The organism is Plantactinospora sp. DSM 117369 (assembly GCF_053764795.1).
The window spans coordinates 2,771,897-2,792,542 of the sequence record NZ_CM132446.1; the positions used below are offsets into that span (position 1 = coordinate 2,771,897).

General features: G+C 69.8%; 12 protein-coding genes. 7 read left to right on the forward strand and 5 right to left on the reverse strand.

Annotated elements, in window-relative coordinates:
* Window positions 1-21: 21 nt before the first annotated feature.
* Window positions 22-465: a hypothetical protein gene (locus ACSMXO_RS12495; RefSeq protein WP_455417838.1), complete on the reverse strand. Its 444-nt coding sequence runs from the start codon at window positions 463-465 to the stop codon at window positions 22-24.
* A gap of 232 nt (window positions 466-697) precedes the next feature.
* Between ACSMXO_RS12495 and ACSMXO_RS12500 the strand changes: the two genes are divergently transcribed.
* From ACSMXO_RS12500 to ACSMXO_RS12510, 3 genes are all read left to right on the forward strand, one after another.
* Window positions 698-1,948 carry a family 1 glycosylhydrolase gene (locus ACSMXO_RS12500; RefSeq protein WP_455417839.1) on the forward strand — a complete coding sequence of 417 codons (1,251 nt, stop codon included), beginning with the start codon at window positions 698-700 and terminating at the stop codon, window positions 1,946-1,948.
* Between the two features lie 299 nt (window positions 1,949-2,247).
* On the forward strand, window positions 2,248-3,510 hold the full coding sequence (locus ACSMXO_RS12505; protein ID WP_455417840.1) for a DUF4062 domain-containing protein: 1,263 nt from the start codon (window positions 2,248-2,250) through the stop codon (window positions 3,508-3,510).
* Complete coding sequence (locus ACSMXO_RS12510; RefSeq protein WP_455417841.1) at window positions 3,473-3,877, forward strand: tetratricopeptide repeat protein; 405 nt, start codon at window positions 3,473-3,475, stop codon at window positions 3,875-3,877. The genes ACSMXO_RS12505 and ACSMXO_RS12510 overlap by 38 nt, the downstream gene beginning before the upstream one ends.
* Window positions 3,878-4,063: 186 nt before the next feature.
* On the opposite strand, the gene ACSMXO_RS12515 is transcribed toward ACSMXO_RS12510, so the two are convergent.
* A complete protein-coding gene (locus tag ACSMXO_RS12515; protein ID WP_455417842.1) occupies window positions 4,064-4,477 on the reverse strand; it encodes a nuclear transport factor 2 family protein in 414 nt (137 codons plus the stop codon).
* 72 nt (window positions 4,478-4,549) lie between these two features.
* Window positions 4,550-5,002 carry a MarR family winged helix-turn-helix transcriptional regulator gene (locus ACSMXO_RS12520; protein WP_455417843.1) on the reverse strand — a complete coding sequence of 151 codons (453 nt, stop codon included), beginning with the start codon at window positions 5,000-5,002 and terminating at the stop codon, window positions 4,550-4,552.
* Between the two features lie 97 nt (window positions 5,003-5,099).
* On the opposite strand from ACSMXO_RS12520, the gene ACSMXO_RS12525 reads away from it, so the two are divergent.
* From ACSMXO_RS12525 to ACSMXO_RS12535, 3 genes are all read left to right on the forward strand, one after another.
* Window positions 5,100-5,603 carry a MarR family winged helix-turn-helix transcriptional regulator gene (locus tag ACSMXO_RS12525; RefSeq protein WP_455417844.1) on the forward strand — a complete coding sequence of 168 codons (504 nt, stop codon included), beginning with the start codon at window positions 5,100-5,102 and terminating at the stop codon, window positions 5,601-5,603.
* A 484-nt stretch (window positions 5,604-6,087) separates the two neighbouring features.
* On the forward strand, window positions 6,088-6,888 hold the full coding sequence (locus ACSMXO_RS12530; protein ID WP_455417845.1) for an eCIS core domain-containing protein: 801 nt from the start codon (window positions 6,088-6,090) through the stop codon (window positions 6,886-6,888).
* 1,018 nt (window positions 6,889-7,906) lie between these two features.
* Window positions 7,907-9,139 (forward strand): glycosyltransferase, encoded by a 1,233-nt coding sequence (locus tag ACSMXO_RS12535; protein WP_346262437.1) that lies wholly within the window; start codon window positions 7,907-7,909, stop codon window positions 9,137-9,139.
* Between the two features lie 257 nt (window positions 9,140-9,396).
* On the opposite strand, the gene ACSMXO_RS12540 is transcribed toward ACSMXO_RS12535, so the two are convergent.
* Together ACSMXO_RS12540 and ACSMXO_RS12545 are read right to left on the reverse strand one after the other, a co-directional pair.
* A complete protein-coding gene (locus ACSMXO_RS12540) occupies window positions 9,397-10,245 on the reverse strand; it encodes an alpha/beta hydrolase family esterase (RefSeq protein ID WP_455417846.1) in 849 nt (282 codons plus the stop codon).
* A gap of 356 nt (window positions 10,246-10,601) precedes the next feature.
* The gene (locus ACSMXO_RS12545; RefSeq protein ID WP_455417847.1) at window positions 10,602-12,425 is read right to left on the reverse strand and encodes a hypothetical protein; all 1,824 of its coding nucleotides are present in this window, start codon (window positions 12,423-12,425) and stop codon (window positions 10,602-10,604) included.
* Between the two features lie 628 nt (window positions 12,426-13,053).
* On the opposite strand from ACSMXO_RS12545, the gene ACSMXO_RS12550 reads away from it, so the two are divergent.
* Complete coding sequence (locus ACSMXO_RS12550; RefSeq protein WP_455417848.1) at window positions 13,054-20,643, forward strand: SDR family NAD(P)-dependent oxidoreductase; 7,590 nt, start codon at window positions 13,054-13,056, stop codon at window positions 20,641-20,643.
* The last annotated feature ends 3 nt before the right edge of the window (window positions 20,644-20,646 follow it).

Genomic DNA, 20,646 nt, shown 5'->3' on the forward strand with positions numbered 1-20,646 from the left:
AGCATGGACGTGGTACCGCCGTCAGCTCCTCGAGTCGTGCGGTTTGAGCGGCAAGTGTTGCGCTGTTTCGAGGGCAGGGCCGTACCACTGTTCCCACGGTGTCGTCTCGCCAGCTGCGGTTCTGTAGGGCGCGGCGTGCCCGCCGGCATGGCCCAAGATCCAGCGTTCCGGGTGGTTGAGGAGCTCCTCCGCGTCCGGTCCGATCAAGCTTCCGCCATCGACGAGCCGGGTGCACCAGTCAGCGGCGACGATGTTCCACTCGCGGGGATGCTCCGGAAGGTGTAGACCGATCCAGCCGGCCGTATGCCAGACCTGCAAGACGGCCGCGCAGGTAGCCGCAGGCCAGGGGCCATGCTTTACCGGGGGCGTCACCATGTCGACCGAGCCCAGTGGGATCTCGTACAGCGACGACTCCTCCAGCACGGCTATCTCCATCTGGCAGATGAAATCCCTGAGTTCGTCCACGACCAACATCATGCGCTGGGCACGACGGCCGCCAAGAGCTCATCCCGCACTCGACGCGCGGTACCTGCTCAGGCGAACCCATCCCGGATCTGCTGCCGACTGTGTGCTGCACCGTGTCGAAGACTGTCACGCTCGGTACATCCGTTCCGTGACCACCTGAGGGCGGGGGACGGGTGCCGAGCCTGTCGCCCGCTGCCGAAATCAGTGCGTCCGATCATGGAGCGGTCAAGGGATGATGAGCCGCATGAGGCGCTTCCCTGACAGCTTCCTCTTCGGTGTCGCCACGTCCGGTCACCAGACCGAGGGGGACAACACCAGCAGCGACACCTGGTTCCTGGAGAACGTCCAGCCGACGGTCTTCGCTGAACGCTCCGGCCGTGCCTGCAACAGCTGGGAACTGTGGCGCGAAGACCTCGATCTGGTTCAGGCCATGCGGCTGGGCGCCTTCCGGTTCTCCGTGGAGTGGGCCAGGGTCGAGCCGTGGGAGGGCACCTTTTCCAGCGAGGCGTTGGATCACTATGCGGCGATTGTCGACAGCTGCTCGCAGCGGGGCCTGGCTCCGGTCGTGACTGTCAACCACATGACGTGCCCACATTGGTTCGCCAAGCGCGGCGGCTGGCTGGATGCCGCCGCGCCCGAGCTGTTCGCCCGGTACTGCGACAAAGTGCTGGACCACTTCGGTGACCGGATCACCGCGGTTGTCACGCTCAACGAACCGAACCTGCCGCAGCTACAGTCCTGGGCGGACCTGCCGGCATCCGTCCGCGAGTTGGAGCGGGCCACGCTGGAGGCCGCCAGCGCCGCCGCGGGCGTGCCCCGCTACCGCGTCAGCAACATCATGCTGCCGGAAGAACTTGACGCCATGCGGGATGGCATGACGGCGGGCCACCTCGCCGCCCGGGCAGCGCTCAAGGCCAAGCGGCCCGACCTGCCCGTGGGCCTGTCCATCGCCATCGTGGACGACCGCGTGGCCGGCGACGACGCGACGCTGCGCGACCGCAAGCGCGCCGAGGTGTACGACCACTGGCTGCGGCTGGCACGCGAGGACGACTTCATCGGCATCCAGAACTACGAGAGCGCGGTCTACGACGCCGCCGGGCTATTGCCGCCGCCACAGGGGGCCACCCTCAACCAGCTGGGCTCGGCGATCGACGCGGAATCGCTTGGGGGCGCCGTGCGGTACGCACACGAGATCAGCGGCGTGCCGGTCTTCGTGACCGAACACGGCATCGGCATCGACGACGACGCTTTACGGGCGGCCTTCATCGAACCGTCGCTGGCCGGCCTGCTCGACGCGATTGACGACGGCGTACCGGTGCTCGGCTACTGCCACTGGACCCTGCTGGACAACTTCGAGTGGACCGCCGGCTACAACATCTTCCACTTCGGGCTGCACACGGTGGACAGAGAGACGTTCTCTCGTACCCCCAAACCGAGCGCGAGCGGGTACGCCGCCATCGCGGCCAGCCGGATCCTGAACTGAGCTGGCGGCCACCCGCGAACAAGCGCGCATACCGCCGTCAGGATTCGTCCGCGTTCATCCCCTGCGTCACCGTCGAGGGAGACGGTCTCCGGACCCCTTCACGACCGTCACGAGCACGGCTTGCCACGCGAGGAGGACGGTCGCCCCGGACGGTCAACCGAGTACTCGCAGATCACGGTCGATGAGATCGCCACATTCGGGGCGGTGACCTTGGCGCCTCGGATGATTTCCTTGGACAGCGACGGTGAGCAGGGTGTCCCCAACGGGGTGAGGTTGTCGAGTGGCCTGGAGAGAGTTTCATGACGGGTGGCGCGCGGGTGTTCATCAGCCACACCTCGGACATGGCGGGGTACCCGGATCGGACGGTGTCGTTCGTGCGGGCGGCGATCGACGCGGTGAACCGGGCGCGGCTGGTGCCGGTGGACATGGCCTACTTCGCGGCGCGCGACGGTCAGCCCGCCGGATATTGCCAGGAGCAGGTCCGGGCGTGTGACGTGTACGTGGCGGTGGTGGGGTTCCGGTACGGGTCGATCGTCCCGGACACGTCCGTTTCGTACACGGAGCTGGAGTTCCAGACGGCCACGGAGGTTGGGCTTCCGCGGTTGGTGTTCCTGCTCGACGAGCGTCCTGATCTGCCGGCCGGCGTGGTGGACGCGGACCGGTCGCGCATCGACGGCTTCCGGGCTCGGCTGGGTGACGCCGGATTGATCCTGCGCACGTTCTCCACGGTGGAGCGGCTGGAAGTCGAGGTGTTCCACGCTCTGACCGAACTCAACCTGCACGGCGGTGCAGCACCGGCGCGGGACACGCTGCCGGCAGAACAGGCCGTGTTCGTCGGCCGGGATCCTGAACTGGAGCAGATCACCGCCATGGTCACCGAGGCCGCCGTGCCGAGTGGGGTGGTCGCGATCCACGCCATCGACGGCATGCCTGGCATCGGCAAGACCGCGCTGGCGGTGCGTGCCGCGCACCGGCTGGCCGGCGGGTTTCCGGACCGGCGGCTCTTCGTTGACCTGTACGGCCACACCCCTGGTCACGAGCCCACCGAGCCGGCCGATGCCCTCGCCGACCTGCTGCGTGCCGACGGCCTCGATCCCCGACAACTGCCCGACGGGGTGCAGGCCCGCTCGGCGCTGTGGCGGGACCGGATGCGCGGCAAACGCGTCCTGCTCGTGCTGGACAACGTGCGGTCAACGGCGCAGGTACGGCCGCTGCTGCCCGGCTCCAACGAGGCGCTCGTGCTGATCACCTCCCGGGTTCGGCTGGCCGACCTGCGCGAGGCCATTCATGTCAACCTGCAGCTCCTGCCCCCCGACGACGCTGCGGCGATGTTCCTCCGGCTGGTCCCCCGTGCGGAGGGCGAGCCAGACGCGGTCGCGGAGCTGGTCGCGGTGTGCGGGTTCCTGCCACTGGCGATCGCGATCATCGCGAGCCGGTTCGCCGTCCGGCCCACGTGGACCATGGCCGATTTGCTTGCCGAACTCCGTGCCGGCGGACGGGTGCTGACCGTCAAAGGCGAGGACGGTGGTGCGGCACCTGACCGGCAACTATGCCGCCGCTGAAGACCTGTTCCAGCAGGCGCTCACCACGCTGCGCGCGATGAGCGCCCCCGACGACGAGGCGGAAGCCCTCAACCACCTCGGCACCCTACGCCGGCTCACCGGACACCCCGACCAGGCGCAGACCCTACATCGGGAAGCCCAGGCCATCGCCCACCGTCACGGCCACCGCCTTGAAGAGGCCCGCGCCCTCGAAGGTACCGGGCGCGCCGCCGCCGACCTCGGTGACATCGTCTCCGCCGCCGCCCTCCTGCGGCAGTCCTTGCACCTGTACCAGGCACTCGGCGTACCAGAAGCCACCCAGGTGGTAGCCGACCTCGCCGACTTCCATCCTCGGCCCTCCGACGCGGCGGGTAATCGACGCTCGTAGCGCTGGCGCAGTTGCCCCACCCGCTTTGCCGATTTGCCACACCGAGCCCTGCACCCGGCTGCCGGCATGGCGTGGTCGGCGGTGGTGGCGGGGGAGACGATCGGTAGTCTGAGGGGGTCTTCGTGATGGGGCCGGGCGGGGTCAGCGTCCGGCCCCTTGTGCACCTGGGTCTTGACCTTTGGGAGGTCAGTTTTCGCGGGTCCAAGCGGGCGTGATCCGCTGTTCGTGGATTCGCCAGCCCGCCGGTGTGCGTACCACGGTGGCGGCCAGTCGTAGCCCGCCCGTGAAGTGGGGTGGTTGGCCGTCGCGGTAGTAGTACACCAGCGAGTTCGCCGAGACGGTCGCCTGGTTGCCGTGGATGTCCACCAGCAGGTCGGTGGTCGTGTGCTGGGCGTGTTGCCCGTCGACCTCGCCCTGTCGCATGAAGCTGACGACCTTGTCGATGCCGCGGAGTTCGCCTCCGCGTGGGGAGTGTACGGCCACATCGTCGGTGAAGACGGTGTCGGCGTCCTCCCACCGTTTCTCGTCGAGCAGGAGTGCGAAGCGGGTGAACAGATCGGTGATCTCGATGCGGTCGGCGATCAGCGTGTCTGTGGACATGGCATCCTCTTTCGTTTTGGCGGGTGGTGATGGTGTCTTGTGTCGGGTGGCGTGTTGTTGAGGAAGAAGGGTTCAGGGGCTGACCAGTACGGTGTTGGCCCGGTCCAGGACGATGCCCAGGACGCGGCCCGCGACGGCCAGGTCCTCGGCTGGCAGGTCGCCCCACAGTCTCTGGGTGATGGGGCCGATCGCGGTGCGGATCTGCGTCCAGCGTGCCTGGCCTTCGTCGGTGATCTGGACGCGGTCGTCGCCGCTGTCGCGTAGGAACCCTGCGGCGGTCAGCTCGGTGATGCGTTCGGTCACCGATGCCTGGCTGAATTGTGTGGCGCTGTTGACCCGGCGGATGAGTTCGGTCCGGTCGATGGCCCCGCCGCTGGCCATGGTCAGGGTGAGGGTCACCCATTGGGGTTCGGTGATGCCGGTCCCGGCGAGCTGTCGGTCCAGGATTGCGTTGAGCGCTTTTTCGGTCTGGCCGATGAGCGCGGTGCCGAAGGCATGGGGTGCGGTCGTCACGATGGTCTCCATATCCGTTCACTAGCCTAACGTTTGGTTGCCTAACGTTTGTGGCGAGAACGAAGGTACATCGTTAGTCTGACTAACGCAACCGGGTATGATCGGCGTCATGACCAGCAGAGCCGTAGCCGTGGACATGCCCGACGATGGTGGGATCAAGACGCCGGACAGACTGCGCCGACGGGCCAGTCGCCTGCTGTCACACCTGTCCGCGCGGTCGGACCGGCTGATGACCGAGGGGCTGGCCAAGGCCGATGCCCGCAGGTGGCACTACGCGGTGCTCGCCTCGGTGCAGGAGTTCGGCCCGGGGAGCCAGGCGACGCTGAGTCGACGTACTGGCATCTACCGCAGCGACATGGTCGGCGTCCTCAACGAACTCGCGGAACGCGGCCTCGTCGAGCGGGCGCCGGATCCCGACGACCGCCGCCGCAACGTCATCACGATCACCGCCCAGGGCCGCCGACATCTGCGCCGCCTCGACAAGGTCCTGGACGACCTCCACGAAGAGCTGCTCGCCCCGCTGCTCCCCGCCGAACGCGACCAGTTCGTGCAACTACTCACCCGCCTACTGGACCACCACACGCAGCAGGCACCCCAGCCGCCGGTCTCCTGACCCCGACATCACGCGGTGGTCGTCGAGTACCCGGTACCCGCAGACCCCGGCGTGTGCTCACCCATCGGGCTCGACGTCGAAGACCGCCTTCCCGACCACACGTCAGGCCGCGCAGTGCGTCGACCGCCTCGCCGAAGCGCTCCCAGGAGCCCCGCCAACCGACCTTGGCCACCAGGACACCGTCAGCCGTGAGCCGTACCAACCCGCAACAACCTCGCCGGCTGGCGGGGTAGGGCGGGGGACCCGGCCGGCGCCGCCGCCTTCGAGGAACTGCTCACGGGTTGCCACAGACACCCTGCGGGGGCGGCATCTGTTACCGAGCGTTAAGGGTGACTTGCTGGCGGTGATAGCGACTGCACCTGTACGAGCAGGTCGCCGCCGGGTTGGATCGTCCGAACGCCATCACGCCGTTCGGGGGAGCTGTCACTGATCGTAGCGTTACCCTTCCGCCAGTGGCTCGGGTTGGGGCCAGGAGGGCGGGACGATGAATCGCCTGGTGAGATCGCGACTGACGGTCACCGAGTCGGCTGGCGGGCAGCCACGGCGTGATCGACGACCGGACCCGTCACGCCCCGGGACGCATGGTCACGACCTGCCGCTCTCCGCGGATGGGCTCCTACCGGATTCCGGCACGGCGGCAGACTTCCTTGCCTGGTTGTCGGATCCGGTCCGGGCCGGGGCCGTACGGCGGGTTCCCGGTGCCGCCGGACCCTCGGCGGCCGACGCTGGTGCGGTGGGCGCCCCGGGCCGTCCGTTGGAGCCCACCGTTCGGGCGGAGATGGAGTCCCGCTTCGGCGCCGGCCTCGCCGACGTGCGGGTGCACACGAGTCCGTCAGCGGCGGCGTCCGCGGATGCGGTGGGCGCCGCCGCGTACACGATCGGGCGGGATATCGTCTTCGGTCCTGGCGCCTACCGTCCCCACGAACCAGCGGGAAGGGCCCTGCTCGCACACGAGCTGACCCATGTCCTCCAGCAGACGGCGGGCAGGAACGCCCCGAAGGCGGCGGCGGGAACCATGGCGGCCGAGTGTGAGGCCGACCAGTCCGCGCGGTCGGTCGAGGTCGGCGGTGCGGCGACCGTGGCGACCCGGACACCGGTGCGGATGGCTCGCGCCGACGGACCGCAAGGTCGGACGCGGTGCGTGAGCGCCGCGCGGTCCAGATTGAAAAAGGTTCACCGATCATCAGCCGGCTCAACCCGGTCCGCATGCCCGACAGGACCGGTGACGCGACGAACGACCAACCGGCGGGCCCGTTTCCTCGAAGTCCGCCGAGGTATGCCTTGACAGCACCGAGGCGGCGAACTGCCCGGTACGCCAGGAGGGACAGCAGACCTGGTGGGTCCAGGCGATTCAGGTGCGGCAGCCAAGCGGCGGGTGGACAGCGTCACGGTACCCACTGGCAGCCCGGCCAGCGTCGCGAGCATCGCCCACTCGGCAGGGGTACGCCAGGCGCCGGCGAGACCACGCGCATTCGGCCGGTTTATGGCAGCCGGCCCGAGGCACGCCAACCAACTGAGTGCCAGTGCCTCGAACTCCTCACTGGCATAACGCGCGTCAGCGTCCGTGGTGAAGGCAAACCGCTCGGCCGGTAGTGAGGACCACCGGTTGAGCACGCCGGCGATGTCGCCACTGACCAGAGTGCGGCCGTCCGCCAACACGATGGTGAACGTCGCTCCAGCCCGGTCGAGCCGGTGCACCGAGCGAGTCGCCGACCACAGATCCTGTGGGGAGAGTACTTCCAGGGGGGCGAGGCCGAGCCGCCGCAGTCCCTGGTACACCCAGAGCGCGGCGTGGTCCTCGGGATCGCACAAGACCAACCACATCGCATGCCGCCCCCGCCCCCGTGGCCGGCCGGCGATCGGTTGCTCTCGGGCCGGGCGTGCCTCTCATAACGGTAATCGGGATGGCCGGAGGGCGACCCGCCCATCGATCCAAATCACCTGGAGGAGTGCACCGGGGCTTCGGCCTGCCCTACCTGGCCGGGCGGGTACGTAGTGAACCTTTTTCAACCTGAACCGCGCGGCGCTCGCGCACCGCGTCTGACCTTGCGGTCCACCGCACCGCAAGGGGAGGTTGAAAAAGGTTCAGTGACCGCGGCGGAGGTTCTGGATGGAGTCGTGTCCGGCGATGATGATCCGTGCTCTCAGTTCAACATATGCCCGCAGGGGACTTGCGGTAAGAGCATGGTGCAGGTGCAGAATTTGTGGCCGTGGGCCCGATCAGCTCGCGGCTTACGGAGACAAATTCATGTTCACGATGCGCCAACCAAGCAATAGCCAAGGCTCTGCCGGAGGGGGTTCTGATGCGCGTGTTGCTGTCGACAATCGGATCGCGGGGCGATGTTCAGCCGCTGGTGGCGCTGGCGTTACAGTTGAGAGCCATTGGTCAGGAGGTCCGGCTGTGCGCGCCGCCCGACTTTCACGACTGGATCGACAGCCTCGGCATCCCCGTCACGCCCATCGGTCTTGAGCTGCGCAAGACCTCGCCCTTCAGCTCACCGAGCACCCCGATCCAACTCTCGCCCGAGCGCCGACGTCAGCTCGCGGAAGCCACGGTCGCCACCCAATTCGAGACGATCGCGGCGGCAGCCCAAGGCTGCGACATCATCGTGGCTGCAACAGCCCTACAGATCGCCGCTCGTTCACTGGCCGAGGCTATGGGAATCCCTTACGTCTTCGTCGCCTACTGCCCGACAGTCTTGCCATCGCCATCCCACGCGCCACCCTCCCTGCCTCTACCGGGACAGCCGCCGACGCCTGCAACCGCCGACAAACATGAGCTCTGGGCTGGGAATGCACAACGCTTCAATGACACGTTCGGCACCTTGCTCAATTCCCATCGGGCATCATTGGGGCTGGCCCCGGTCAGTGACGTGCGTAGCCACATCTTCACCGATCGGCCGTGGCTGGCCGCCGACCCCGTATTGGCGCCATGGCCCGATCCCGGGGATCCGGTCGTGTTTCAGACAGGGGCCTGGATAATGCCGGATGACCGTCCACTGTCCCCCGAGCTGGAGGCGTTCCTTGAGGCCGGCGAAGCACCCATCTATTTCGGCTTCGGCAGCATGGCCGCGCCGGAGGACCTCAGCCAGGTGATCGTCCAAACAGCCCGCGCGCTCGGTCGCCGGGCGATCGTGTCCCGTGGTTGGGCCGAGCTGTCGACGGTGGACGACGAGCCCGACTGCCTGGTCATCGGCGAGGTCAACCATCAGGCGTTGTTCAAACGGGTCGCAGCCGTCGTCCACCACGGCGGTGCTGGGACCACAACCGCAGCCGCGCGAGCCGGCGCACCCCAAGTCGTCATCCCCCAGATGTACGACCAGCACTACTGGGCACAGCGCATCCACCACCTCAATCTCGGTACCGCGCACCCGGCCGGCGCACCGACCGCCGACTCGCTGACCAGCGCTCTCAAGCACACCCTCCAACCCTCCATCGGTGCCCGTGCCCGATCCATCGCCGCCGCCGTACGCACCGACGGCGCACCGGCGGCCGCCCGGTGCTTGATGGCCGTCAGCACGAAGCATCCGTCGTGAAACCCGTTCTTGGTCTGATCCGGCGGTGCCCGGGACAGTTCCATCGCCGATCGCGCGCTCGTCGGCCTCCACACGGTCGACGAACGCGGTCCCCTGGCGTCTGGGTAACCGGGAGGTAGCGCAGGTGGCGGGAGGTAGCGCAGGTGGCGGGAGGTAGCGCAGGTGGCGGGAGGTAGCGCAGGTGGCGGGTGGCGGTCGCGGCGCCGGCCAGTAGCGCCGTGGCGATCGTCAGGGGCACGGCGTCAGCGGGGCCGGGATCAGCCTTCCCGCGCGTGGGCGCTGAAGAAGCGCCAGATGGATTCCGTAGCGGCCAGCGCCGTTGCCGGCGGATCCAACCCGAGCAGGCGCTCCGCCGCCGACTGCGGCGCCCCGCCCGGCCATTGATGCCCGGCGCCGGCGATGGTGACCAGTTCGACGTCGCGCCCGCCCGGACAGTGCGCGACCGACGTGGTGGTCGGTCCAACGGTACGCACCTCTGGAGCGGCACACCGTGCGATCTCACGCCACCTGTCGATCTGGTTGGGCACGGGGCCGCCGTCGATCTCGACCGGCAACGGTCCGACGCCGTCGTTGTCCAGCTTCCCCGGCCGACCGTCGTACGGGATCACGTCGTCGGCTGTGCCATGGACATGGATCACCGAGATCGGAGCCGGTGACGGGCATTGCCCGAGTAGCTTTCCGGCTACCACCCCAATGGCGGCGAAGATGGTGGTTTTGCAGGCCAACTGATAGGCGAGCATCCCGCCGTTGGACATCCCGGCGGCGTAGACCCGCGCTGGATCGACCGGCAACTCGGCGGAGATGGCGGCCACCGTGGCGCTGATGAATGCCACGTCGTCGACGCCGTCACGGGCCGGAAAGCCGCAGCAGTCGCTGCTCACCGCCCAGGACCGGTGGAGGCCGTTCGGGTATGCGACCACGAAGCCGTACCGATCCGCCGCGGTGTTCCACCCGTACGCCGTCTCCGCCTGGCGGCCGCTGCCGAGGGCACCGTGCAGCATCACCACCAGCGGTACCGGCGCCGACAGCGACAGCGTGGCCGGCCGGTACAGCCGGAACGTGCGTTCCCTGCCGTCCACGGTGACGTTGTGGGCGGACGATCCCACGGGAATGGTCGGCGTGCCCGGCTCGGGCGTGGGCGCTGCGGTCCCGATCGGGGCGGGCCCGGCGGGCGCGGTCGATCCGACCCTCTCCCGCGGCGGCCGCGCCGCGTCGCAGCCGATCAGCACGGCGAGGACGCCTATGATCGCCAGCACTGCCGACGTGGTGCGCCGGACGATGGCCGCTTTCCTGTTTCGCTGGTACATGACGCCTCGGCCCCTCGCGGTAATCCGGTACTCGTCGCTGGTGGTCGTTGGCCGGTCGGCATGCTGCGCCGACCGGCCAACGACCGCACGGAATGATCACTCCCTGCGGATCGTCACTCTCTCCGGCAGGGGATGGTCAGCTCTCCGCGGGCAGGTCACGGCCTGGCAGCGGAGGACTTGGAGTTGGCCACGGGTAGCCGGATCAGCTCCCAGCCGCCCTCCGGAACATCATCCCCCTTATCGGTACGCAGGTTCATCGGGTTTGCCATACCGAGGTAGATAGCTGATCGGTCGGCCACGATGGTGCGGATCCCGTAGTTGAGGTAGTTGCCGAGTCCGGTGATGCTCACCGGCTTGGCCGGCTTCTTCGGGTTGTCGAAAACCCACAGGTCGGCCCCGGACGACGCGGGATCGGCGTCGCCGAGCCCAGCCTGGACCGGGCCGGCAACCGTCGGCGGCAGATCCTTGCTGAGATAGCTCCAGTCCATGGTGCCGACGTACAACGAACCGCCGGTCACCACCATCTTCCAGGTGTAGTTGTTGTAGGCGTTACCGAATCCCGACGCGCCGAACTTGGGCTTGTAACCGGTCGGGCGGAGCTGCCATTCGCCTGCCCCGTCGTTCGCATTCGGGTCGAACGCGGGCAGTTCCGCCGCGCCGTACAGCAGTTGGGCCGACGCTTTGCCCTTGTCGAAGTTGCTGGCCCGGAAGATGCTCGTCGAGCGCTGCGTGTTCTGGGTCGCGAGGCTGTCCTGCTCGTCACTTGCCGGCTTGTTCCGGATCGTGTGCGCCTGCGTGGCCTTCAGCGGCACGTGCATCGTTCCCCAGTAGAGGTGGCCGCCGTAGGAGGCGAGGCCGCCGAGACCGTACGTCGCGGCCACGGCCGGGTCCGGCTCGTACTGGGACACGCTCCACACCTGCCGCCAGGAAATGGCGTCGGCCGTGGTGAGGCCCCGCTTTCCGTCCGTCAACCACCCGCTCATCCATACGCCGCCGATGGTGCGGGACTGGACGCCACGACCGACGCTGGGCCAGGTCGTGACGAACATCCGTCCCTTGTGTACGACGAGGTCCGCGACCTGTGCCGGCAGCTTGCCCACCACGATGAACTTGAACGGGCTGGACTTGTTACCGGTCCAGCGCAGCACCGCACCCCCGGCCAGACCGTCGGGTCCCACGCCGACGCCGGCGTAGAGAGCGCCGTCGGCCACCACGATATTCCGGATGGTGCCGTACGCGGCGACGGTGGTCGAGCCGAGGTAGCGGCCCGACTTGTCGTCGAAGGCGAACAGGTTGATGCCGAGGATGCCCGGTCCGCCGAGCAACACGACGCCCTGGTGTGAGCCGGCGGCACGGATTCCCACCGTCGACTCCAACCGTTGCCGGTCAATCTCGGACTTCTTGGTGATCGCTCCGGTCTTGTCGGTCAGTTTGCGCGATGACGTGTCGTAGAGATAGACCTTCGGCGGACGCCAGTCACCCGCTGCCGGCGGTATGGCCGGGCTCTTTGCCCGCTGCGGGCTCTCGCCGTACTCGCACACGTAGTCGTCGTTCTCGATCGGTTCGGTCTCGGCGAGGCTTACCCCGAGGGTGAGGCAGTGGACGTTGGCTGCCGTCCCGAACCACAGGTGGTCGCCGGACTTGGTCAGGCCCCACACGTACGACTGGTTCACCTTCGGCTTTCCGGACTCGCATGGCCACTCGGGTGGGTACGGGGGGCCGATCCCGCCGAAGCACTCGTCCGGTACGGCCTTCGCCAGCAGTTCGGGTTTGCCGGTTGCCGCTGCCGACTGTCTGCTGGTCGGCGCTGCCGACCGTTCGGCCGCCTTGGGCGGCACGTCGTCGAGCAGGTGTTTCTGTACTGCCGGTCCGGCGCTGACCGTGCCGTGCGCGGCAGGCAGACCGGCGAGGGTCAGCGTGGCCGCCAGAACGGTAGCGGTGGGGAGCAGTGACCGGGCAACGGTCCGAGTCCTGTCCATTCGTGGTCCTTTCCTGATAGCGGTTCGTCGCGTGGCTGGTCGCCACGAACATCGGGGCAGGCGGAGGACCGGGGAGCAGGAACCGCCTGATGGGCAGGGCGAGGCACCCGCTGTCGCGGGGGGTGACGCCCATGGTGAAGATCGCTGACGCCGTACCCCGGATGGGAGCGCGGCGGCGGTGTCTGCCGGTAGGCCGGCAAGCCGCCTGAGTCAGCTCGAAACGGTACGAAGACGAATGCCGTGTGACATCGACAGCTCCAGCCGACATAGGTGGCAACTAGCTACATCATGACAATAGCTCATGAATCGGGCGCGAGGTGCGAAACCCGTGGAACCGGCGTGCGGCTGCGGCGTTGTCCGGACGGCCCTGGTGGCGTGGGGCGGCGCAGCGCGGCGCGCGGCCGGACGGGTGTGGGTAGCCGGACAGAATAGGATAGTTGTCCCAGGAGATCGTTAGTTCGCTTGTAAGCAGATAAAAGGCGACAGATCGCTAATCTCACTCTTCGCTGGACCGCACGTAGAATCCCCCCAAATGGGAGCAGAGGCCAGGCCGGCACCCACGACACCTCCCCGTACGGCCGGACGAGGTGATGGGTGCCCGCGCACCTGACCCGATGACGGGAGTTCGATGAGTACTGCGCCCGGCGGGAGTGAGCCGATCATCGCCATCAACCCGTGTGGCGGAGTAGAGCCCGGTCCGCGGATCGTGGCGGCCGCCGGTGCCGGCGGCGGGTTGGGTGTGTTCGATCTTGCCCGAGGTGATCGCCGGGCGTTGGGGGCGCTGGAACAGGCCGCGTCGTGGTCGATCGGGCCCATCGGGGTACGGGTTCCGGCAGGTTGTGCCGCCACGGTGACTGATCTGGAGCGTGCCGGCAAGGGCCGCGTGAGCCTGGTGGTGTTGCCGACGGATGGGGCGTGGTCGCTGGGTGAGGCCGCGGGCCGGTACCGGGTGCTGGTGGAGGTGACCAGTGCTCGGGAGGCGCGTGCGGCGGCTGCGGCCGGTGCGTACGGGTTGATCGCGCGCGGTTCGGAGGCGGGCGGGCGGGTCGGTGAGCTCAGTTCGTTCGTCTTGTTGCAGCAGTTGCTGGCCGACGAGGCGCTGAGCCTGCCGGTCTGGGTGGCTGGTGGCATCGGACCGCGTACGGCCGCCGCCTGTGTGCTGGGCGGGGCGGCCGGCGTGGTGCTGGACAGCCAGTTGGCGCTGATGCCGGAGTCGGACCTGCCGGAGGACGTACGGGCCGTGATCGGGCGGATGGACGGCTCGGCGACGGTGCTGCACGAAGGCGTGCGCGGGATGCGCCGTGCGGGTCGGCAGGACGGCACGGGCGAGTTGCTGCCGGTAGGTCAGGACGGCTGGTTGGCGGCGGTCTTCCGGGAACGTTGGGGGAGTACGGCGGCGGCGGTCCGCGGTATCCGCCAGGCGATCGGGAATGCGGTCGGGGACGCCGTGCCCGGTGGGGTACTGGCACCGGGTGCACCGCTGGCCCGGGCTTTGGGCGTGCGGATACCGGTGGCGCAGGGGCCGATGACGCGGGTCAGCGACGTCGCGGGGTTCGCGGCGGCGGTGGCCGGTGACGGCGCCTTGCCGTTCATCGCGCTCGCCCTGGCCAGCGGCGAACAGTCCCAGCGGATGTTGCGGGAGGCCGCGCAGGCGTTGGGTGAGCGTCCGTGGGGGGTGGGCGTCCTCGGTTTCGTTCCGGAGGAGTTACGGGCGGCGCAGCTTGCGGCGGTGCGGGAGGCCCGGCCGCGCGTGGTGATCATCGCGGGTGGCCGGCCGGCGCAGGCCAAGGTCCTGGAGGCCGAGGGCATCAGCGCGTTCCTCCATACGCCGTCGCCGGGGTTGCTGCGGCAGTTCCTGCGCGCCGGGGCGCGGCGGTTCGTGTTCGAGGGCGCCGAGTGTGGTGGGCATGTGGGGCCACAGACGAGCTTCCCGTTGTGGGAGGCGCAGGCGCTCGCGTTGGAAGAGTTCCTCGATGGCGCGCCGGCCGGGACCGCAGCGCAGGTACAGGTCTTCTTTGCTGGTGGCATCCACGATGCGCGCTCGGCGGCGATGGTGGCGGCGTTGGCGGGACCGTTGGCGCGTCGCGGCGTGCAGGTGGGGGTGTTGATGGGTACCGCGTACCTGTTCACCAGGGAGGCGGTCGAGTACGGGGCGATCCAGCCGTTGTTCCAGCGTGAGGTGATCGCGGCGACCGGCACGGCGGTACTGGAGACGGCACCGGGACACGTGACGCGCTGCCTGCCCAGCCCGTACGTCGACGACTTCCACCGGGTGCGGCAGGAGCTGGTTGCGGCGGGGGCGGCCGGTCGGCAGGTGTGGGAGCGGCTGGAGATGCTCAACGTCGGCCGGCTGCGGATCGCCAGCAAGGGTCGACGGCGCGACGGAGATGCGCTGGTCGCGGTGGACGAGGCGGGTCAGCACGCCGAAGGGCTGTTCATGGCGGGCCAGGTGGCGGTGCTGCGGCACGCGCGGACGACGGTGGCCGCCCTGCATACCGACGTGACCGTCGGGGCGCAGCGCTTCCAGGCCGAGCGGATCGCGGCGCTGGCGGCGACCCTCGGGCCGGGCGCCGAGCCGGCCGAGCGGACGCCGACGACGCCGCTGGACATCGCCATCGTCGGCATGTCCTGCGTCTTTCCGGACTCCCCGGACCTGGCCAGCTTCTGGCAGACCATCCTCAGCGGCCGCGATGCCGTTACCGAGGTGCCCGCCCAGCGGTGGGCGGTGGACACCTATTACGCATCCGAGGTGGCGCCGGGCCAGGCGGGCCGGATCAGCGTGTCGAAGTGGGGCGGGTTCCTCGCGCCGGTGCCGTTCGACGCGATCGGGTACGGCATCCCGCCAGCGGCGTTGGCCAGCACCGACCCGACCCAGCTGCTGGCCCTGGAGACCGCGCACCGGGCCCTCGTCGACGCCGGGTACCGCTACGACGCCCCGGGCACCGACCACTCCCGTACCGGGGTGGTGTTCGGCGCCGAGGCGGGTAGCGACATGGCGCATGCACAGACGCTGCGTACGATGCTGCCGGCCTATCTGGGTGAGGTCCCAGCGGCGTTGCAGGACCAGTTGCCCACGGTCACCGAGGACTCGTTCCCCGGCGTGCTGGCCAACGTGATCGCCGGGCGGATCGCGAACCGCCTGGACCTCGGTGGCCCCAACTTCACCGTGGACGCGGCGTGCGCCTCGTCGCTGGCGGCTGTGGACGCAGGATGCAAGGAACTCGCCGCGGGCACCAGTGACCTGATGATCTGCGGCGGCGCCGACCTGCACAACGGCATCAACGACTATCTGATGTTCACCTCGGCGCACGCGTTGTCCCCAACCGGCCGATGCCGCTCGTTCGACAGCACCGGCGACGGCATCGCCCTCGGCGAGGGCGTCGCGTGCGTGGTGCTGAAGCGGCTCGCCGACGCCGAGCGCGACGGTGACCGCGTCTACGCGATCATCAAGGGGGTTGGCGCCTCCAGCGACGGGCGCGCCCTGGGCCTGACCGCGCCGCGTGCCGAGGGGCAGCGCCGGGCGCTCGACCGGGCGTACGCCCGCAGCGGTATCTCCCCGCGACAGGTCGGGATGGTCGAGGCGCACGGCACCGGTACCGTCGTGGGGGATCGTACCGAGCTGGAGACCCTGACCCGACTGTTCGTCTCCTCCGGCGCGCAGCCGGGCAGTTGTGCGCTCGGCTCGGTCAAGTCGCAGATCGGCCACACCAAGTGCGCGGCCGGGCTCGCGGGTGTGCTCAAGACGGCGCTCGCGCTGTACACCGGGGTCAGACCGCCGACCATCCACCTGACCCGCCCCAACCCGGCGTGGGATCCGCAGCGCAGCCCGTTCGCCTTCTTCACCGAGGCCCGCCCGTGGAGCTCCGCGGCCGGTGAGCGGTTCGCCGGGGTCAGTGCGTTCGGCTTCGGCGGCACCAACTACCACCTGGTGCTCGCCGCACACCCACACACCCCCGAACCGCGCCACGGCCGGCAGGAATGGCCGGCAGAGTTGTTCTGCTTCCGCGGCCCCGACCTGGCTGCGGCGCACCGGGCCGTGCAGAAGTTGGCCGCCGTGCTGCGGACCACCGACCGGTACGGCCGGCCGTGGCGACTGCGCGACCTGGCCGTCACCGCCGCCACAGCGGCCGACCTGCGCTCCGGACCCGTCCGGGTCGCGATCGTCGCCCGCGACACAGCCGAACTCGATGAGCTGCTGCACCGCGCCCTCGCTGGCGAGCACAACCCCGGGCAGGGACTCATCCAGCCACGCCAGCAGCCCACGGACGGTACAGCCGGCGGGAAGGTGGCGTTCCTGTTCCCCGGGCAGGGCAGCCAATACCCCGGCGCCCTGGCCGAACTCTTCGTCACCTTTCCCGAGGTGCGCCGGTACCTCGAACCGGGTGCGGAAACGGCGGACCTGCTGTTTCCGCCGGCCGCGTTCGATCCGGACACCGAACGTGCACAGCAGCAGCAGATCCGCGACACCCGGGTGGCCCAGCCCGGCCTCGGCATCGGTGGCCTCGCCGTCGACCACCTGCTCCGCCGGCTCAACATTCACCCCGACCTCACCGCAGGGCACAGCTACGGCGAACTCGTCGCGTTGTGCGTTGCCGGCGCCTGCGACCCGCCGACCCTGCTGGAGCTGAGTCGGCAACGCGCCGACGCGATCCTCGCCGCCACCGGTGACGATCCCGGCACCATGGCCGCGGTCACCGCCACCCCGGAACGTCTCGGCGCGGTCCTGGCCGATGCCGGCCTCGCCGACCGGGTCGTCCTGGCCAACCGCAACGCCCCCACCCAGCAGGTGATCTCCGGCCCCACCCCGGCGGTGCAGGCCGCGATCACCGCACTGAAGGCCGCCGGTCTGACGGCACGCCAACTCAACGTCGCCTGCGCCTTCCACAGCCCGCTCGTCGCCGCCGCGGCGGAGCGCTTCGCGCAGGTGCTCGCCGCCCAACAGGTCACCGCACCGCGCGTCCCGGTGTGGTCCAACCGCACCGCCACCGCCTACCCCGACGACGCCGACCAGGTACGGCAGGAACTCGCCGCCCAGCTCGGCGCCCCGGTCCGCTTCGTCGAACAGATCGAAGCCATGTACGCCGCCGGCGTCCGCACCTTCGTCGAGGCCGGCCCGGAGCAGGTACTCACCGGTCTGGTCCGGGCCGTCCTCGCCGACCGGCCGTACCTCGCCGTCGCCTGCGACCGGCGTACCGGCGAAGGGCTCCGAGACTTCCTCGTCGCCGTGGCACAGCTGGCCTGCGCCGGCGTACCCGTGCAGACCGGCTGGCTGTTCCACGGCCGCGACGCCGTCGAGGCCACCGTGACCGCGTCCGACGGCCGTCCCTTCTGGACTGTCGACGGGCAGCTCGTCCGTGACCGCGATGGCGCCAGCCCCACCGGCGGCATGACGCCTCCACGACGCATCAAGGAGTTGTCGATGACCCCGACAATCGGGCCCGCCGCCGACGGCCGTGACACCTGTGCCGGGCGGGAGGGCCGTGACGAACTACTCGCCGAGTTTCTCCGGACGAATCGCGAGATGATCGCCTCCCAGCGCGACGTCATACTCGCCTACCTCGGCAACACCAGCGGTGGAGACATCGCCGGGCGGCCATCGCGGACACCCCACCCAGTGAGCTCGCCGGTTGGCGCGGCAGACGTCGCAGCCGGTTCACCGGCGCCAGTCCCGTCGGCGCCAGCCACGCCGAACCAAGCCGTACCGATCTCGCCAGCGCCGGCGACAGCCGGTGCACGGGCACCGGTCCCACCGGCGCCGGCCCCGACCGGCCCACCCGTACCGGTCCCGTCCGGGCCGATGCCGGGCATGATGCCGGGGTACGGGCCGTCCGGTAACGGACGGGTGGGCACCGGCCCCGGGAGTGGCGTCGCCGCCGCCCCGCTCGTGGCCGAGCCGCCGAGTCTCGGCTTCCAGGGCGCGGTGCTGGCGGTGCTCAGCGAGCGGACCGGTTACCCGGTCGACCTGATCGATCTCGATCTGGATCTGGAGGCCGATCTCAGTATCGATTCGATCAAGCGGGCGGAGGTGGCCGGCGAGGTGGCCGCCCGGCTCGCGTTGCCGGTGGAGGGCGACGAATCCGAGCTGGAGGAGTTGGTCAAGGCCCGGACCGTGCGCGCGATGGTCGATTGGCTGACCACCCGGGTGAACGACGCGGTGAGCTCGACGGTGGCGAACGGCGCCCTCGCCGTCGCTTCGGTCGCCGATGCCACCTCCGCCGTCCCGACCCAGACGGCGAATGGCGCCGCCGGGGCACCGCTGGCGGGCCTGCCCGTTCCCCCGGTCGGCCCGCCGGTGGCGTCGCCCACGCCCGCCACACCGGCGGCACTGGACTTCCAGGGCGCGGTGCTGGCGGTGCTCAGCGAGCGGACCGGTTACCCGGTCGACCTGATCGATCTCGATCTGGATCTGGAGGCCGATCTCAGTATCGATTCGATCAAGCGGGCGGAGGTGGCCGGCGAGGTGGCCGCCCGGCTCGCGTTGCCGGTGGAGGGCGACGAATCCGAGCTGGAGGAACTGGTCAAGGCCCGGACCGTGCGCAGGATGGTCGAGCTGCTCACCTCCCGGGTGAACGACGCCATGGCCGCAACGGTCCCGGCACTGACCGCACCCGCCCGGCCGGCACAGGCCCCGGCGTCGTCCGGGACGTCGACGCAGACGCACACGGCGTCGTCCACAGCGATCCCCGCCGGCCCCGCACCGCCGGGTACCGCGACGGCTCCGGGTGGCCCAGCGGTACCCGTGGACGCCGATGTCCGGCTGGGTGTCGCGCCGACGCGGATGCTCCCCAGGTTGGTTCCGGTCGCGGACGCGCTGATCCAACCGGCGACGGCGCTCGCGGGTGCCACGCTGCTGGTCACCGGTTCCGGTCCGACGGCCGTACGGGTGGTTGAGTTGCTGCGCCAGAACGGGGCGACCGTACGCACCGGCACGGCCGCCGAGCCCGGCACCGTCGACGGCGTGGACGGGCTGGTCCTGCTCGACGGGCTGGTTGGTGGGCAGGCGCCGCTGCTGCCCGGCGCTTTCGGGTTGATCAAGCAGGTTCTGGCGGGCGGGCCGCGCTGGGTGCTGGCCGTCGCCGACCCGAGCGCCGGGACGGGCGCGGACGGGCTGGGTGGCCTGTTCCGCACCATCGCCCGGGAGTATCCGTCGACCATCTCGCGGCTCGTCATCGTCGATGGTGCGGAACGCGCGGAGCGGGTCGCCCAGCAGATCGTCGACGAGTTGCTCGTCGGGGGTGATGCGGCGGTGGTGCACCGTATCGCGGGCCAGCGGTGCGGGTGCGAGCTGGCTCCGGTGAGCCTCGGCGCGCTGGCGGCCGGTGGTGCCGGCCCGGCCGGCGATGGTGTGGCCGAGGCCCGGGCGATCGGTCTGGACCGTGACTCGGTGGTGGTGCTGGTCGGCGGCGCGCGGGGCATCACCTCCTGGGTCGCTCGTGCCCTCGCCGCGGCCGCCCGGTGCCGCATCGAGTTGGTTGGCCGCACTCCGCTGCCGGAGGGCCCGCAGGATCCGGTGTTGGCGGCGGCCACGGACCCCGCGGCGTTGCGGGCGGCGCTCGCGCGCCAGCGCATCGGTTCCGCGGCGACGATCGGCCGCACGGCTGCGGCGATCCTGGCCGGCCGGGAGGTCGAGGGCACCCTGCGGGAACTGGGGGAGCTGGGCGCCAAGGCGCGCTACCACAACCTCGACGTACGCGACCCGCAGGCGACCAGACGGCTGCTCACCGCGATCCACGGCCAGTACGGCCGCATCGACGGACTGGTGTACGGCGTCGGGGTGATCGAGGACAAGCTGATCGCCGACAAGGATCCACGGTCGTTCGCCCGCGTCTTCGACGCCAAGGTGGGGGGTGCGCAGGCGGTGCTGTCTGCGCTGGACAGCCTGGGTAGCCAACCGAGGTTCGTGGTGCTGTTCGGCAGCATCGCGGCGGCGTACGGCAGCCGCGGTCAGGGCGACTACGCCGCAGCCAACGACGCCTTGGAGGCGATCGGCACCCGTTGGGCGGCCGGTACCGGCAACCGCTGCCTGACCGTCCACTGGGGGCCGTGGGCGCCGTCCGAGGGTCACGGCGGCATGGTCACTGCGGAACTGGGCCGGGAGTTCGCCCGCCGCGGCATCGGTCTGATCGACCCCGAGGAAGGCGCGCTGAGCCTACTGGGCGAGTTGGCCTGGGGTGACCCGGCGGTCACCTCCGTCATCTACACCGCGTCAGGCTGGTAAGCG